General features: G+C 71.9%; 11 protein-coding genes and 1 pseudogene. 7 read left to right on the plus strand and 5 right to left on the minus strand.

Translation table 11 applies throughout. The features are described from left to right. Positions 1–17: 17 nt before the first annotated feature. Positions 18–176, minus strand: coding sequence for a hypothetical protein (locus M2163_RS26495; protein WP_280850368.1), 159 nt, complete (start codon positions 174–176; stop codon positions 18–20). Positions 177–358: 182 nt separating this feature from the next. Between M2163_RS26495 and M2163_RS26500 the strand changes: the two are divergent. From M2163_RS26500 to M2163_RS26510, 3 genes and pseudogenes are all read left to right on the plus strand, one after another. Continuing rightward, a pseudogene (locus M2163_RS26500) lies at positions 359–1,565 on the plus strand (sensor domain-containing protein). Next, positions 1,553–2,212 carry a response regulator transcription factor gene (locus tag M2163_RS26505; RefSeq protein WP_280850366.1) on the plus strand — a complete coding sequence of 220 codons (660 nt, stop codon included), beginning with the start codon at positions 1,553–1,555 and terminating at the stop codon, positions 2,210–2,212. The pseudogene M2163_RS26500 and the gene M2163_RS26505 overlap by 13 nt, the downstream one beginning before the upstream one ends. A 104-nt stretch (positions 2,213–2,316) precedes the next feature. Further along, positions 2,317–3,219 (plus strand): type II CAAX endopeptidase family protein, encoded by a 903-nt coding sequence (locus tag M2163_RS26510; RefSeq protein ID WP_280895216.1) that lies wholly within the window; start codon positions 2,317–2,319, stop codon positions 3,217–3,219. Between the two features lie 124 nt (positions 3,220–3,343). Here the strand turns inward: M2163_RS26510 and M2163_RS26515 are convergent, their stop codons facing one another. Next, positions 3,344–3,712 carry a hypothetical protein gene (locus M2163_RS26515; protein WP_280850364.1) on the minus strand — a complete coding sequence of 123 codons (369 nt, stop codon included), beginning with the start codon at positions 3,710–3,712 and terminating at the stop codon, positions 3,344–3,346. A gap of 85 nt (positions 3,713–3,797) precedes the next feature. Here M2163_RS26515 and M2163_RS26520 point away from each other — a divergent pair, with 85 nt between their 5' ends. The 3 genes from M2163_RS26520 to M2163_RS26530 are packed head-to-tail and all read left to right on the plus strand — an operon-like array spanning position 3,798 to position 5,775. Then, a complete protein-coding gene (locus M2163_RS26520; RefSeq protein WP_280895217.1) occupies positions 3,798–4,427 on the plus strand; it encodes an RNA polymerase sigma factor in 630 nt (209 codons plus the stop codon). Further along, positions 4,424–5,410 carry a CU044_5270 family protein gene (locus M2163_RS26525; protein ID WP_280895218.1) on the plus strand — a complete coding sequence of 329 codons (987 nt, stop codon included), beginning with the start codon at positions 4,424–4,426 and terminating at the stop codon, positions 5,408–5,410. Before M2163_RS26520 ends, M2163_RS26525 begins: the two co-directional genes overlap by 4 nt. 35 nt (positions 5,411–5,445) lie before the next feature. Continuing rightward, positions 5,446–5,775: an antibiotic biosynthesis monooxygenase gene (locus M2163_RS26530; protein WP_280850362.1), complete on the plus strand. Its 330-nt coding sequence runs from the start codon at positions 5,446–5,448 to the stop codon at positions 5,773–5,775. 41 nt (positions 5,776–5,816) lie between these two features. On the opposite strand, the gene M2163_RS26535 is transcribed toward M2163_RS26530, so the two are convergent. After that, positions 5,817–7,391 carry a carbohydrate-binding protein gene (locus M2163_RS26535; RefSeq protein ID WP_280895219.1) on the minus strand — a complete coding sequence of 525 codons (1,575 nt, stop codon included), beginning with the start codon at positions 7,389–7,391 and terminating at the stop codon, positions 5,817–5,819. 127 nt (positions 7,392–7,518) lie between these two features. On the opposite strand from M2163_RS26535, the gene M2163_RS26540 reads away from it, so the two are divergent. Next, positions 7,519–8,133: a phosphoribosylanthranilate isomerase gene (locus M2163_RS26540; RefSeq protein WP_280895220.1), complete on the plus strand. Its 615-nt coding sequence runs from the start codon at positions 7,519–7,521 to the stop codon at positions 8,131–8,133. A 218-nt stretch (positions 8,134–8,351) separates the two neighbouring features. Here the strand turns inward: M2163_RS26540 and M2163_RS26545 are convergent, their stop codons facing one another. Together M2163_RS26545 and M2163_RS26550 are read right to left on the minus strand one after the other, a co-directional pair. Further along, entirely contained in the window at positions 8,352–11,171 is a 2,820-nt protein-coding gene (locus M2163_RS26545) for a transglycosylase SLT domain-containing protein (RefSeq protein ID WP_280895221.1), read from the minus strand. Positions 11,172–11,473: 302 nt separating this feature from the next. Continuing rightward, positions 11,474–13,084: an alpha/beta hydrolase gene (locus M2163_RS26550; RefSeq protein ID WP_280850358.1), complete on the minus strand. Its 1,611-nt coding sequence runs from the start codon at positions 13,082–13,084 to the stop codon at positions 11,474–11,476. Positions 13,085–13,213: the final 129 nt, after the last annotated feature.

Raw genomic sequence — 13,213 nt, forward strand, 5'->3', positions numbered from 1 at the left:
TGCCGTCCGGCGTGTGATCAGGAATCGGTGCGCAGACGCCGTACGACGAGAGCGGTGGCCGTCAGCGCGGTGACCGTGCCGAAGGCCAGGTGGACGGCGGTGTCGGCCGGGGTGAAGGACGCCACTGCGTTGCCGAGCACGCTGAGGACGAGCAGGGGCCAGAGAAGAAGCTTCACGGTGCGCTCCAGGTGGACGGGTCGGTCTCGGTGGTACCGACGCTACGAGCCGGCACCCGGTCCGCACGATCCAGCGTTCCGCCCGGTCAGGGGTACAGCAGGCTGTACTTTCCGCCTCCCGGCCTGTCCGCGCACCCGCCGTCCGCCTAGGGTCGTTGTTCTCCGGCCCGAGGAGGGTTCGCATGACCACCGCCGACCTCAGGGGCCTTGTCGTGGGCACCGTGACCACCGCGGCCGCCGCGCTCGGCCAGCTGGTCTCCGGACTGGGTACGGCGGTCCTCGCACCGTTCGTGCTGCTGTGGCTGCTGCTGGCGCCCGGCGGGGTGCGCGTGCTGCACGCCCTGGCCGGCATGGAGCGCGTACGCCTCGCCCGCTGGGGCCCCGAGGTCATCGCCCCCGCGCCACCACCGGCGCGGCTGCGGGCCGCCCTCCGCGACCCCACGACCCGGCGCGAACTGCTGTGGCTGGTCCGGCACCTGGCCGTGGGCCTGCCGCTGGGCCTGCTCGGGTTCATCCTGCCGGTGCTCGCCCTGCGGGACACCATGTTCCCGCTGTACTGGCGCCTCGCCCCCAAGGACGCCACCGCCACCTCCATCGGGATCGGCGTCGCCCACTCCTGGCCGGACGCCCTCGCGGTGTGCCTGCTCGGCGTGGGCTGGATCGCCATCCTGCTGGGGCTCACCCCCGGCATGGCACGGCTCCAGGCGGACCCGGGACGCCGGCTCCTGTCGGCCGGTCCCGACGCCGACCTCTCCTTGCGGGTCGCCGACGCTGACCGCGACCCGGGCCGCCGCGCTGGACGCCCACGCCACCGAACTGCGGCGCATCGAGCGGTCGCTGCACGACGGCACCCAGAACCGGATCGTCACGGTGACCGTGCTGCTCGGTGCCGCCCGCCGGATGGTCGCCCGCGACCCGGCCGGCGCCGACGAACTCCTGGAGCGGGCCCAGTCCGCGGCCGAACAGGCGCTGGCCGAACTGCGGACCGTCTCCCGCAGCATCCTCCCGCCGGTGCTCGCCGACCGGGGGCTCGCGGGCGCGCTGACCGGGCTCGCGGCCCAGAGCGCGGTGCCCTGCACGGTCGACGTGGAGGTGCCGCGCCGGTGTGCCGCGTCCGTCGAGGCGACCGCGTACTTCGTCGTCGCCGAGGCGCTCACCAACATCGCCAAGCACAGCGGCGCGTCCGGGGCCACGGTCACCGTCCGCGCCCCCGGTGCCCGGCTGCTGCTGCGGGTCACGGACGACGGCCGGGGCGGCGCCGACGAGCACGCCGGCTCCGGGCTCAGCGGCATCCGCCGCCGTGTCGCCGCCCACGACGGCACCCTCCGCCTGACGAGCCCGCCGGGCGGCCCCACCATCCTGGAAGCGGAGTTGCCATGCGGATCGTGATCGCCGAGGACGATCCCCTGCTGCGCGAGGGGCTCGCGCTGCTGCTGCGGGCCGAGGGCCTGGACGTGGTGGGCACAGCCGACACCGCCGAAGGGGCGCTCGACGCCATCGACGCCCACAAGCCCGACGTGGCCATCCTCGACGTCCGGATGCCGCCCACGCACACCGACGAAGGGGTCCGCGCGGCCGTCGAGGCCCGGCGGCGCAGGCCCGGCCTGGCCGTCCTCGTGCTGTCCGCCTACGTCGAGCAGAGCTTCGCGACCGAGCTGCTGACCGGCGGGGTCGGCGGGCTGGGCTATCTGCTCAAGGAACGGGTCGGCCGGGTCGAGGAGTTCCTCGACGCGCTGCGCCGGGTGGCCTCCGGAGGCACCGCCATCGACCCCGAGGTCGTCGCCCAGCTGTTCACCCGCTCCCGTGCGGACGTGCGGCTGGAGCGGCTGAGCCCGCGCGAGAAGGACGTGCTCGCCCTGATGGCCGAGGGGCTCGGCAACAGCGCCATCGCGGAGCGGCTGTTCGTGACCGACGGGGCCGTGCACAAGCACATCCGGAGCATCTTCGCGAAGCTCGATCTCTCGCCCACGGACCAGGTCGACCGGCGCGTGGCGGCCGTCCTGCACTATCTGGAGGACGCGCGGCGACGGTCGTAGTACAGCCTGCTGCACAGCGATCGGGCCCTGTGCGGCAATGATTCGCGGGCCCGGCGACGGTGTGCTGGACACATCACATCAGCCCCCTCGGAAGGGACCCCGCGGTGAGTGTCCAAGCGTCCGTCGGCATCGAGACCCGACCGGCTCCGCAGGAGACCGTCGGCCTGCGCGGCAGTATCCGTCGCAACCCCCTGACCTGGTTCTTCACTCTGGCCTTCGCACTGAGCTGGGCGGCCTGGACGCCGTACGTCCTGTCCGGGAACGGCCTCGGCGTCTGGCACTTCGTCTTCCCCGGCGGCCGCGCGGGAGGCCAGCTCACCGGCGTCCTGCCGGGCGCCTATCTCGGCCCGATCGCCTCCGCCCTGCTGGTCACCGGGATCACGGAGGGACGCGCGGGCCTGCGGACCTGGCGGGCCAGGATGACCAGGTTCAGGGTGGGCCTGCGCTGGTACCTGGTCGTCCTGCTCGCGGTGCCGGCCGCGCTGACCCTCGCCTCCGTCGCCCTGGCCGGCCGCGGACCCGCGCTGCCGTCCCTGACGGTCCTGGCCGCCTACCTGCCCGGACTGCTCGTCCAGATGATCACCACCGGTCTCGCCGAGGAGCCCGGCTGGCGGGAGTTCGCGATGCCGCGGATGCAGCGCCGGTACGGTCCCCTGACCGCGACCCTCGTCGTCGGCGCGCTGTGGGGCTCCTGGCACCTGCCGCTGTTCCTGACGGAGTGGGGCGGCGGGCCGCAGGTGTCCTGGACGGTGCCCGTGCAGTTCATGGCGATGACGGTCGCGTTCAGCTGCGTGATGACCTGGGTGTTCAACCGGTCCGGCGAGAGCATGCCGCTGGTCATGCTGCTGCACACCGGCGTCAACAACTACCTCTCGATCGCCTGGTCCGGCATGTTCCCCTCGCTGAAGGAGAGCGACGCGGCCCGGTCGGTGCTGCTCGCGGCGACGGCGGCCGCGCTGGTCCTGCTGGTCGCGACCCGGGGGCGGCTGGGCCTGCCCAGGCGGTGATCACGCCCCGCACTCCGTCACGGGCTCCCGGTGCCTCCCTCGTCGCCCCGGGAGCCCGTCGGTGCATCCCCGGGGACTGTTCGTCGCTCGCGGCGGATCGGATGTCGTCGGGGCACGGGAATTTTCAGCCGGACTCGCCGGCCTCCTTTCCGGACCCGTTCGCGAACTGGAGCGAGATGCGGCGCAGGACGTCCGCGGCGGAGGTGTCGGTACGGCCCTCGTCGTGGACCTCGGCCAGCTGCACGAAGGCGAAGGCGAAGCAGTGGGCGATGCTCGCGATGGCGGGGCCCAGCTCCTCGACCACGGCGTCCGCGGCGGCGTGCCCGCTCGCGTCGGCGGGGAGGTGGATCCGCGGGAGGGTCTCCACGAGGAGAGCGGAGACGGCCCCGGTCAACGAGGCCTGCCGGCCCGGGTGTTCCCGCACCTGGCGACGCATCTCCAGGGCCTCGGTGAGGATGCCGACGACGTTCTGCATGACCTCGCGTTGTTCCATGACACCGCAGCGTAGGTGCTCCACGGAAGGCGTCATGTGATCCAGTGCACAGGAACTCGGTGCCGGGGAGCGGAGCGTTACGGGTGTGAGGGAATCAGAGGTGGCGGAACCGGAGCGGGCGCGGATACGGGCCGGCGACCGGGCGGCGTTCGGCGAACTGTACGACCGGTATGCGCGAGCGGTCTACAACCACGCCCTGCGGCTGACCGGGAACTGGGCGGAGGCCGAGGAGGCGATGTCCGAGACCTTCCTCGCCGCCTGGCGGACGAGACGGACCGTGGAGCCGGAGGGCGGCTCGCTGAAACCGTGGCTGCTCGGCATCGCCACGCACAAGGCGTACAACGCCAACCGGGGCGTGCGGCGCAGGCTCGCCTTCCTGGCGCGCAGTCCGGAGCCGCGCCCGGTCGAGGACTTCGCCGAGGAGACCGCGGGCCGGATCGACGACGCCCGGCGGCTCGCGGTGGTGCACCAGGCCCTGGGGCGGCTCCGGAGGCAGGACCGCGAGGTGTTCGCGCTGTGCGTGTCGGCCGGTCTGGACTACCGGCAGGCCGCCGAGGCCCTCGGTGTCCCCGTCGGCACCGTGCGGTCCCGGCTGTCGAGGGCCCGCGCCCGGCTGGCCCGGCTGAGCGCGCAGGCGGAACCGCCCACGGGCCACGGAGAGATGGAGAGTGAGGCCGCGCTCGCGGCCCTGTTCCTGCGGGAGGAGACCCGATGAGCGAGGCCGAGGAACTGCTGTCGACCCCGGCGGAATGGGACCTCCCGCCGGAGCGTCACCATCACTTCAAGGACGTACTGATGCAGCGCATCGACGACGACAACCGAGCCGGGAAGCCTTCCGTACGGCGTCGGCTCATCCGGCCGGCCGTGCTGGTCCCCCTGGTCTCGGCGGCCCTGGCGGGAGCCCTGCTCGCCACGCTGACCACGGACGGGCAGCCGCCTCGGGCCCGTGCCTCCAGCGCCTCCGGCACCCTCGGCCGGATCGCGACGGCCGCGATGGCGAGCGACGCGATCCCCGTGCGCGACGACCAGTTCGTGTACGTGCGGACCCTGGACCGCTCGAACACGGGCACCTTCACCGGGCCGGTCGAGCTCGGCGCACTGCACACCGAGGAGCACTGGACCGCCCAGGAGCCGGGCCCGCTGCGGACCACCGGATGGCTCAGGGCCAGCGGCAAGGACGCGGTCATGCCCGGACAGCTCATCCCGGTCGAGGCCGGCGAGCCCGTCCCGGAGGGTGTCGACCATCCCACCTACCGGTGGCTCGCGTCCCTGCCCACCGACCCCGACGCCCTGCTCGCCCGGCTGCGGAAGGAGGCCAGGCCGGTCGACGGCGAGACGACGGACCAGGCGGTCTTCTCCCTGATCGGCAGCCTGATCAGCGGCACGATCATGCCGCCCGCCAACGCCGCCGCGTTCTACCGGGCGGCCGCGAAGCTGCCCGGCGTGCGCGAGATCCCCGACGCCGTCGACGCGGCCGGCCGGCACGGTATCGCCATCACCCTCGACGACACGGGTTTCGCGACCCGTGACGAGTGGATCTTCGACAGGCGGACCCTGGCGCTGCTCGGTTCCCGCTTCTACCTCACCGACCCGGAGCGGGGCATCACCACCGAGACGCTGGCCGGCACCAGTGCCGTGATGCGGACCGCGGTGGTCGACGGGAAGGGCGAGGTGCCCGCGCGGAACGCCGCCCGCTGATGTCCCGCTGATGCCCCTTGGCGCACAATTGCGGCATGAGCATCGTCAAGATCAACGTACTCACGGTCCCCGAGGAGCAGCGCGAGACGCTGGAGAAGCGGTTCGCCTCCCGGGCGGGGACCGTGGAGAACTCGGACGGGTTCGAGTGGTTCGAGCTGCTGCGGCCCGTCGAGGGCACCGACACCTACCTGGTGTACACCCGCTGGCGGGACGAGGAGTCGTTCCAGAAGTGGATGTCCGGGATGGCGCAGGCCGCGCACGGGGGAGGCGGCGAGGGGGAGCGCGGGGAGCGCCCCCGGCCCGCCGCCTCCGGGGCGACGCTGTGGAGCTTCGAGGTCGTGCAGCAGGCCGCGCCCCGGCAGTGACCTGAGCGGACCCCGGGCATGCGGCCCGGGGTCCCGTGTCCCTACAGCGTGACCTGCCGGCCGCCGAAGGTGACCACCAGGCTGCCGTTCGAGGCGAAGGACCAGCCCAGCGCGCCGGAGTACGAGGAGCAGCGCGACCCGTTGGTGCCGGACCAGAACTGGTTCGAGCTGTCGGCGTCGCCGATGACCCGGTCGTTCGTCCCGCTGCTGAAGCGGCAGGAGGTGTTGGAGCGGAACACCGAGGTCCCGCCGTCGAAGTTGAAGTTGCGCTCGGTGTTGTCGACGGACACGTTGTTCGACACCGCCATGGTGCCCGGGTTGCTGTTCCACGTGAAACCGTGCTTGCCGTTGGCGTGGGCGATGCTGTGGCGCACCACGTGGTCGACCGCGATGTCGTCGCCGCCGAGCTTGTAGCCGTTGCGGTCGCCGTTGCCGGCCTGGGAGCCGTCGCTGAGGGTGCCGTTGTCGTACGACAGCGAGTACTCGACGGTCACCGGGCCGATGGCACCGGTGTCGGTCTTGGTGTAGAGGTCCCAGCCGTCGTCGATGTTGTTGTGCGAGACGGCGTACCGGAACACGTTCCCCGTGCCGGTGGTGAGCTTCGCGGCGAAGCCGTCGGCGTCCTCACCGTCGGAGTCGGCGTTGTCATGGGACTCGGCGCTCAGGATCAGGTTGTTGGCCGGCCACTGGCTCGCCGGGGTGGAGGAGGTCATCCGGCCCAGCTGGAGGCCGGTGTCCCGGTTGAAGCGGGTCACCGTGCGCTCGACGACGTTGTTGCTGCCGCCGATGTAGATGCCGTTGTCCCCGGCCCGCTCGACGACCAGGCCGTAGATCTTCCAGTAGTCGGCGTTGAGCTGGATGCCCCGGTTGGCGGAACTCTCGCTCTGCGCGGCGAAGTTGAGCACCGGGGTCTCGCCGGGGTAGGCGGAGATCGTGGTGCGGGCGGCGGAGGTGCCGTTGTTGCCGGCCGGGATGGTCACCGTCGAGGAGTAGGCGTACGTCCCTCCGCGCAGGTAGATCGTGCCGCCGGCGGAGATGCGGCTGATCGCCGAGGCGAGCGTGGTGGGCGCGGTGACCGTGCCGGCCGCGCTGTCGGTGCCGCTCGGTGACACGTACAGGGCGCTGCTCGACGGCGGGGTCGTGGTGCCGGACGTCTCGGCGTCCAGGTAGTCGACGTTGGGCAGCCCGTTGCCGCCGGTGGGGTTCAGCCGGATCGTGTTGCTGCCCGCGGTCAGCGGGACGGTGAGCGTCTTGGTGGTCCAGCCGGTCCAGGTTCCGGTGGACTCGAAGGAGGCCGACGAGACCGTCGAGCCGTTCACGATGATGTCCGCGGGGCGGGCGGTGGTGGTGCCGTTGGCGAACCGGACGCTCAGGGTCGCCGACTGCGCCGCGGAGGCGGACACGGTGAACTGGGCGTAGGCGCCGGTGGCGTTGGTGCCGTTGCAGAAGCCGCTGCCGGAGTAGCCGGCGTACTCGGTCTCGACGGCTCCGGTGCAGATGGCGGGGCTGGTCTCCGCTTCGTAGCGGGTGGTGGCGGCCTGGGCGGTGGTGCCGGACAGTGCGACGAGCGTGCCGGCGATGAGGCCGACGGATGCGATGACTGGTCTCAGGTGCATCGTTCGTCTCCATGGTGTGCGGCGACGGGGGCACGTATCGTTCGGAAGGTAAGCGCTTGCCATGGTCGCGTCAACGGTTACGTATGTGATCGTTGTTCATGGATGCGAATTGGATACGGTGGGCGGCATGACGCTCTTCGTGAAGATCTGCGGCCTGAGGACCGAGCAGGACGTCGAGACGGCCGTCGAGGCCGGTGCCGATGCCATCGGGTTCGTCTTCTCCGACAGCCCGCGCCGCATCGAGCCCGCCCTGGCCGCACGGCTGGCCGCGAGGGTCCCCGAGAGCGTCCTGACGGTGGGGGTGTTCCGCCGCGAGCCCCTGGAGTACGTACGCGCCGTGGCCGCCGAGTCCGGCATCGGGGCCGTCCAGCTGCACGGCCCCGACGACCGTGACTACTACGCCTCCCTCGCGACGGGCGACTGGACCCTGATCCGCGCCGCCGCCTTCGGTGACTCGGTGCCGCGCTGCGGGGAGTTCGGCGAGGACCTGCTCCTCCTGGACGCCCCGGTGCCGGGCTCCGGCATCGCCTGGGACTGGTCGAGGAAGCAGGTCGCGGGCGCGGGCGAGAAGTGGCTGCTCGCCGGGGGTCTGACGCCGGAGAACGTACGGGAGGCCGTGACCGTCACCCGCCCCTGGGGCGTGGACGTCTCCAGCGGCGTGGAGTCGAGCCGGGGCGTCAAGGACCCGGCCCTGATCACGGCCTTCGTGGCGGCGGCGCGGGCGGGGACCGCTCTGGGGTGAGTCCCCCGGCGGTACCGCCGGTGTGGGGCCGGGGCAGCGCCACGTCGGCTTCTGCACGTCCAGGAGTGCATGCACGGGAACGCCCGCCGTCAGTCCGGGGACTGACGACGGGCGGCTCAGGAACTCTTCCGGTTCGGCAACGCCCTGAAGGGGCGCGGGGCACTGCGCGACCAGCCACGACGGCGCGTCAGCCGGGAGACGACCGTCGTGGCGCTCGCTTACCCCTTCACGGGAACGAAAGCCAACGCATCCCAAGCAATCGACGCATCCCCCGTCCCGTCAGCCGTGGCCGAGCTCAGCGACACACTCGGCGTGCCCTTGAACGCGTACGAGCCCAGCGACACCCAGGCGTTCCTGCCCCCGGTGTCCTGGGAGATCGTCTTCTCCACGACCGTGCCGTCACCGAGGTCGATGCGGTACGTGGCCGACGGGGTGTTGGCCTCGTGGTCGGGCAGGTGCACCATCACCTCCGCCGACCCGATCACCTCGCGGTCCGGCGTCCACGTGCCCGTGACCACCGAGTCGGTGTAGCTCGGCACGCGGGTGTGGGTCAGCCAGAAGTGCCCGCCGAAGCCGGCGCCGAGCTGGTGGAAGTCGATCTTCGAGGGGTAGACGGTCGCGCCGTTCTGCTGTGCCGACCCGAAGGTGAACGTCAGTGTGCCCCGGCTGGTCCAGTTCCGCTTGCCCGCACAGGGGTTGGCGGACCCCACCCGGAACTTCACCGTGTTCGGCACGTCGTCCACGATCAGGGCGTTCGCCGGGAGGGCGGATGAACAGGCGGCCGGGTGCGGGGCCGCGACCTTCGGCTCGGGGTCACCGGCCTGGTACCTCAGCACCTCCGTGCCGCAGGTCGCCGCGCAGTCGGTCCAGTTCACCGGCTGGTGCCACCAGCACTTGAAGTCGTCCCGCTGGCACGGCCCTTCGGGCTGGCTGGAGCCGGCGACCTTGCGGGGCTTGGTGATGTCGCAGTCGTTGACCGCGGGCTTGCAGAACGTGTCGTGCGCGGGCTCCGCGGCCGGCGCGCCCGCGGGCCAGTCGCCGACGGTGAACGCCCGGACGGTCGCCCCGGTCGCCGGGTCGGTCTTCTGCTGGGAGTAGGCCGCCCAGCCCAGCACCCGCTCCGGGTACGTCCACAGATTGGGGTTGCGGGCGTCGTCGTAGCCGGAGGACAGGAACATCCTGCGGTCGGCCGGGTAGAGGCCGTTGGCCGGGTTGTTGAACCAGCCCAGACCCCAGGGGGCGGTGGCGTCGGTCGAACTGGGCAGGTTGAAGCCGCTGTTGTAGGCCCACAGCGCGAGCCACCAGTTCTCCAGGTACTTCGGGTCACCGCCGTTGACGAGCAGACCCTTGTCGTGGAGCTGGTTCCACTTGTCCTGGAGGATCTGGAGCCCCGCGGCGATGTTGGCGGCGTAGTCCACGGTGAGCGCCTGCTGCTGCTCGGCGGTGTAGGCGGTGTCGGCCTTCGCCATGCCGCTGGTCACCTGAGCGATGCCGTAACCGCAGTCGGCGGCGGCCCAGTTGACGGTGTGCACGCTGCCGGCGTTGCCGTAGTAGCCGCCCTGGATGAAGTTGCCGCTCTCGCCCGCTGCCGCGCGGGAGCTCGCCTGGAGCAGGTTGGACTCCTGGGAGAGCACCCCGAGCATGATCTGCGCGGGCACCCGGCCGCCGCCCTTGAGCGGGGTGGACGGGAACAGGCCCTGCGGGGTGTATGACGGGAGTTCGCTGCCGTTCCAGCCGCTGCGCCGGCGCACGTCGAGCTTGCCCTGCACGGCGAGGTCCGTCGCCCACTCGGCCTGCGCGGTCGAGGGCTGGAGCGACTGGAGGGTCGGGTCGTTGCGGGTGACGGCGCAGGCGCGGTCGGGGTCGGTGGTGGAGGTCGACGGGTCGTCGTCGCCCGGGGTGACGCTGTCGGTGTGAACGCCGTCGGACAGCGCCGGGGACTGTTCGGCTCCCTGCGACCTCGCGGAGATCCTCGGCTGCACCGTGAACTCGACGCTGCTGTCGCTGCCGGGCAGCACCGCGCCGATCCCGACGGACGGGACGATGTCCGCGGCCGCCTTGCGACCGCCCGCGGCCTCGGTGCCGTTGCCGACGGAGGTCAGCGCGAGCACACCGGTGGTGGAGACCTCGGCGGAGGCCGGCACGTCGAGAGACCGCCAGCTCTTCGGCAGGGTCCGTACGGTGTCCTCGGCGTCCGTGCCGGTCACGAAGACCCGGCCGCCGTTGCCGTGCACGGCGAGGGCGCCGAGCGCGCCGGAGCCGAGGAACTGGTCGGAGCCCGTCGAGGTGACCCGGCGGACCTGCACCTTCTTCCCCGCGGGAACCTGGTAGGCGAGCCCGTTGTGCGCGTCCGGCACCAGCCGGAACGGCGTGCCGCCGGTCCTGGCCAGGGTGCTGGTCGTGCCCTTGGCGTCCACCGCGACCACGGAGTCGCCCAGGGCGGCCGCGATCTCGTTCCCGAAGGGCACGGCGGAGGTGAGCTGTCCGGCGACCGTCTGCTGCCGGACCAGCTCTGCCTTGCGGGCGTCGACGGTGAGCAGTTGGGTGCCGTCGCCCTGCGGACGGGTCAGCACGGCCTGTTCGCCGGCGCCGCAGCCCGGGTTGAAGTAAGCGAGGGAGACCAGCTCCGGCAGCTTGGTCACCCGGCCGTCCGCCAGGTCGACCACGGCCGCGAACGCGCCCTGCTGGAAGCCCTGTTGGTCGTTGACGGCCTGCCGGGGCGCGTAGACCACGACGGCGCGGTCGCCGGACCCGGTCACACAGGTCTGGCCGATCCACTGGTCGGTGTCGATGCCGGGCTCGGACAGGGTCGCCGCGGTGTGCCACTTGTAGGCGTCGGCCGCGTCGGCGACCAGGACGTGCAGTCCGGTGCCGTCGCCGTCGTAGGTGACGATCCGGTCGCCGGACTTCTGCCAGCCGGAGGGGAGTCGGGAGGTGTCGGTGACGTGGTCCGCCGTCGGGGCGGGCGTGGGGTCGGCGGGGTCGGTCAGGGCCGCCGAGGCCAGCGGGGCGATGAGGGCCAGCGCGAGCACGGACATCGCGCCGGCCGCCGCTATCCGGCCGCGCCGGCTTCTCGGGACGCGCCAGCGGTGTCTTCCGCCGGCGCTTTCACGGAAAGTACGCAACGAATCCGTCCGGTCGTTCAAGGAGAAGGGTGGGGGTACCGGCCGTGCCGCTCCCCCGGGCCGGTGCCGCGGAAGCTATCAGTCCGCTATGGCCGCAATGAGTGCACCGGGTGATCTACCGGGGGGTATCCACGAAACTTCCACGAGAATCGACCGACGGTTTTCGCACCGGGGCATGGGGCCCAGGCCTCCCCGAGACCTGGGCCCGCACCCTGTTACCGCAGCGAGCCGATGTGGTCGACGCGCTCGCTCACGCCGTTGCGCAGTTCCGTGAGCGTGGTGCCGGGCGGCGCCACCGTGGGCTCGGATGTGGGCGGTTGGGTCTCGTCCGCGCAGGTCGTGCCGCGGGCCGGGACCTTCAGGTCCACCAGGTAGTCCGTGATCGCGTCCGTCGCGCACGCACTGCGGTTGAAGGCGGTGTGCCCCTCCGCCCTGAAGGTGAGCAGACGGCCGTTGTCGAGCTGACGGGACAGGGCCACCGCGTCCTGGTACGGGGTGTCCGGGTCACCGGTGTTGCCGATGACGAGGATCGGCGCGGAGCCCTTGGCGTGGAAGCTGCCGCCGTAGCGGCTGGTGTGCTCGCCCTTCCACTGCACGCACGCCGTGGCGTGCTGGTGGTCGTAGGTGGGCGGGCCGTACGCCATGGCCGGGCCCAGCAGCGGGGCGAGCCGGGCGTTGGTGGTGACCTGGCGCTTCAGCAGGGCCGGGTCGGACGGGTACTTCTTGTCGACGCACTCGACCACGACGTTCGGGTTGAGGAAGTCGAAGCTGGCCGGGGACGGCGGCCGCAGCAGGAACGAGGTGTTGTCGCGCAGCTGCGCCTTGCGCAGTGCCTCCCCGAACGAGGGCCATATGACCTTGCCCTCGTTGATGTTGAACATCAGCCGGTAGACGAGGGTGTAACCGTTCGCCCGGCCGCCGTTCGCCGTCGGTACCGGGTTGGCGTCCAGGTCGGCCTTCAGCTTCTCGAACGCGCCCCGCGGGTCGCCGTCGCCGAAGCCGCAGGTCGACTGGTTCGCCTGGCACCAGTCCAGGAAGCGGCCCATCGCCCCGTCCAGGGCGAGGTACTGCGGCCGGTCGTAGGAGTAGGGCCGGTTCGTGTACTTCTCCGGGTCGTACGCCCCGTCGAGCGCGAGGGCGCGGACCCGCTGCGGGAACATCGCGGCGTAGACCGTACCGATGTAGGAGCCGAACGAGCGCCCGTAGTAGGTCAGTTGCTGCTCGCCGAGCGCCTGGCGCAGCAGGTCGATGTCCCGGGCCACGTACTGGGTGCCGACGTACGGCAGCAGGTCGCCCGCGTTGTCCTGGCAGGCCTGGTCGAAGTCGGCGGCCTGCCGGACGGCCGGTTCGTAGGCGTCCGGGCCGGGCACGCCCTTGGCGGCGGTGACGGCCCCGCTGTAGGTGGGGTCGTCCCAGCACACGACCTGGGAGCTGCGGCCGACGCCCCGCACGTCGTAGCCGAACACGTCGAAGTCGTCGCGGAGTTCGGCCGGCAGGTCCGCGTGGTTGTTGCGGACGAAGTCCACGCCGGAGTTGCCGGGGCCGCCGGGCTGCAGGAACAGCGTGCCCTTGCGGTGGGAGGGGTCGGCCGCCGGTTTGCGTATGACGGCCAGGGTGATGGTCCTGCCCTGCGGATCCCGGTAGTCCAGGGGCACCTGGGCGTTCGCGCACTCGAAGCCGCCCTGGCAGTCCGACCAGGTCAGGGTCGGCACGGTCGGGGTCGGCACGGTCGTGTCCTGCGCGGCCGCCGGGACCGGGGACGCGGTCCAGGCCACGGCGAGCGCGCCGACCGCGGCTCCGGTGAGTCTGAGTCGTCTGAACTTCACTGCTCTTGTTCCCCCTTGGGCTGGTCAAGCCTCAAAGAACTGGTTGTCTCACAGAGAGAACACAGCAAAACCCGCGCGCCGGTTCCCGCCCCCTCGCCGTCGTCCCGGCGGCCTACCCGGGCAGGGCCG

The organism is Streptomyces sp. SAI-135 (genome assembly GCF_029893805.1).
Lineage (GTDB): Bacteria > Actinomycetota > Actinomycetes > Streptomycetales > Streptomycetaceae > Streptomyces.

Bases quoted from the DNA above. Each gene is read 5' to 3' on its own strand.
- M2163_RS26505 (WP_280850366.1), top strand. From the start codon at position 1,553: ATGCGGATCGTGATCGCCGAGGACGATCCCCTGCTGCGCGAGGGGCTC.
- M2163_RS26515 (WP_280850364.1), bottom strand. From the start codon at position 3,712: ATGGAACAACGCGAGGTCATGCAGAACGTCGTCGGCATCCTCACCGAG.
- M2163_RS26525 (WP_280895218.1), top strand. From the start codon at position 4,424: ATGAGCGAGGCCGAGGAACTGCTGTCGACCCCGGCGGAATGGGACCTC.
- M2163_RS26530 (WP_280850362.1), top strand. From the start codon at position 5,446: ATGAGCATCGTCAAGATCAACGTACTCACGGTCCCCGAGGAGCAGCGC.
- M2163_RS26535 (WP_280895219.1), bottom strand. From the start codon at position 7,391: ATGCACCTGAGACCAGTCATCGCATCCGTCGGCCTCATCGCCGGCACG.
- M2163_RS26540 (WP_280895220.1), top strand. From the start codon at position 7,519: ATGACGCTCTTCGTGAAGATCTGCGGCCTGAGGACCGAGCAGGACGTC.
- M2163_RS26545 (WP_280895221.1), bottom strand. From the start codon at position 11,171: ATGTCCGTGCTCGCGCTGGCCCTCATCGCCCCGCTGGCCTCGGCGGCC.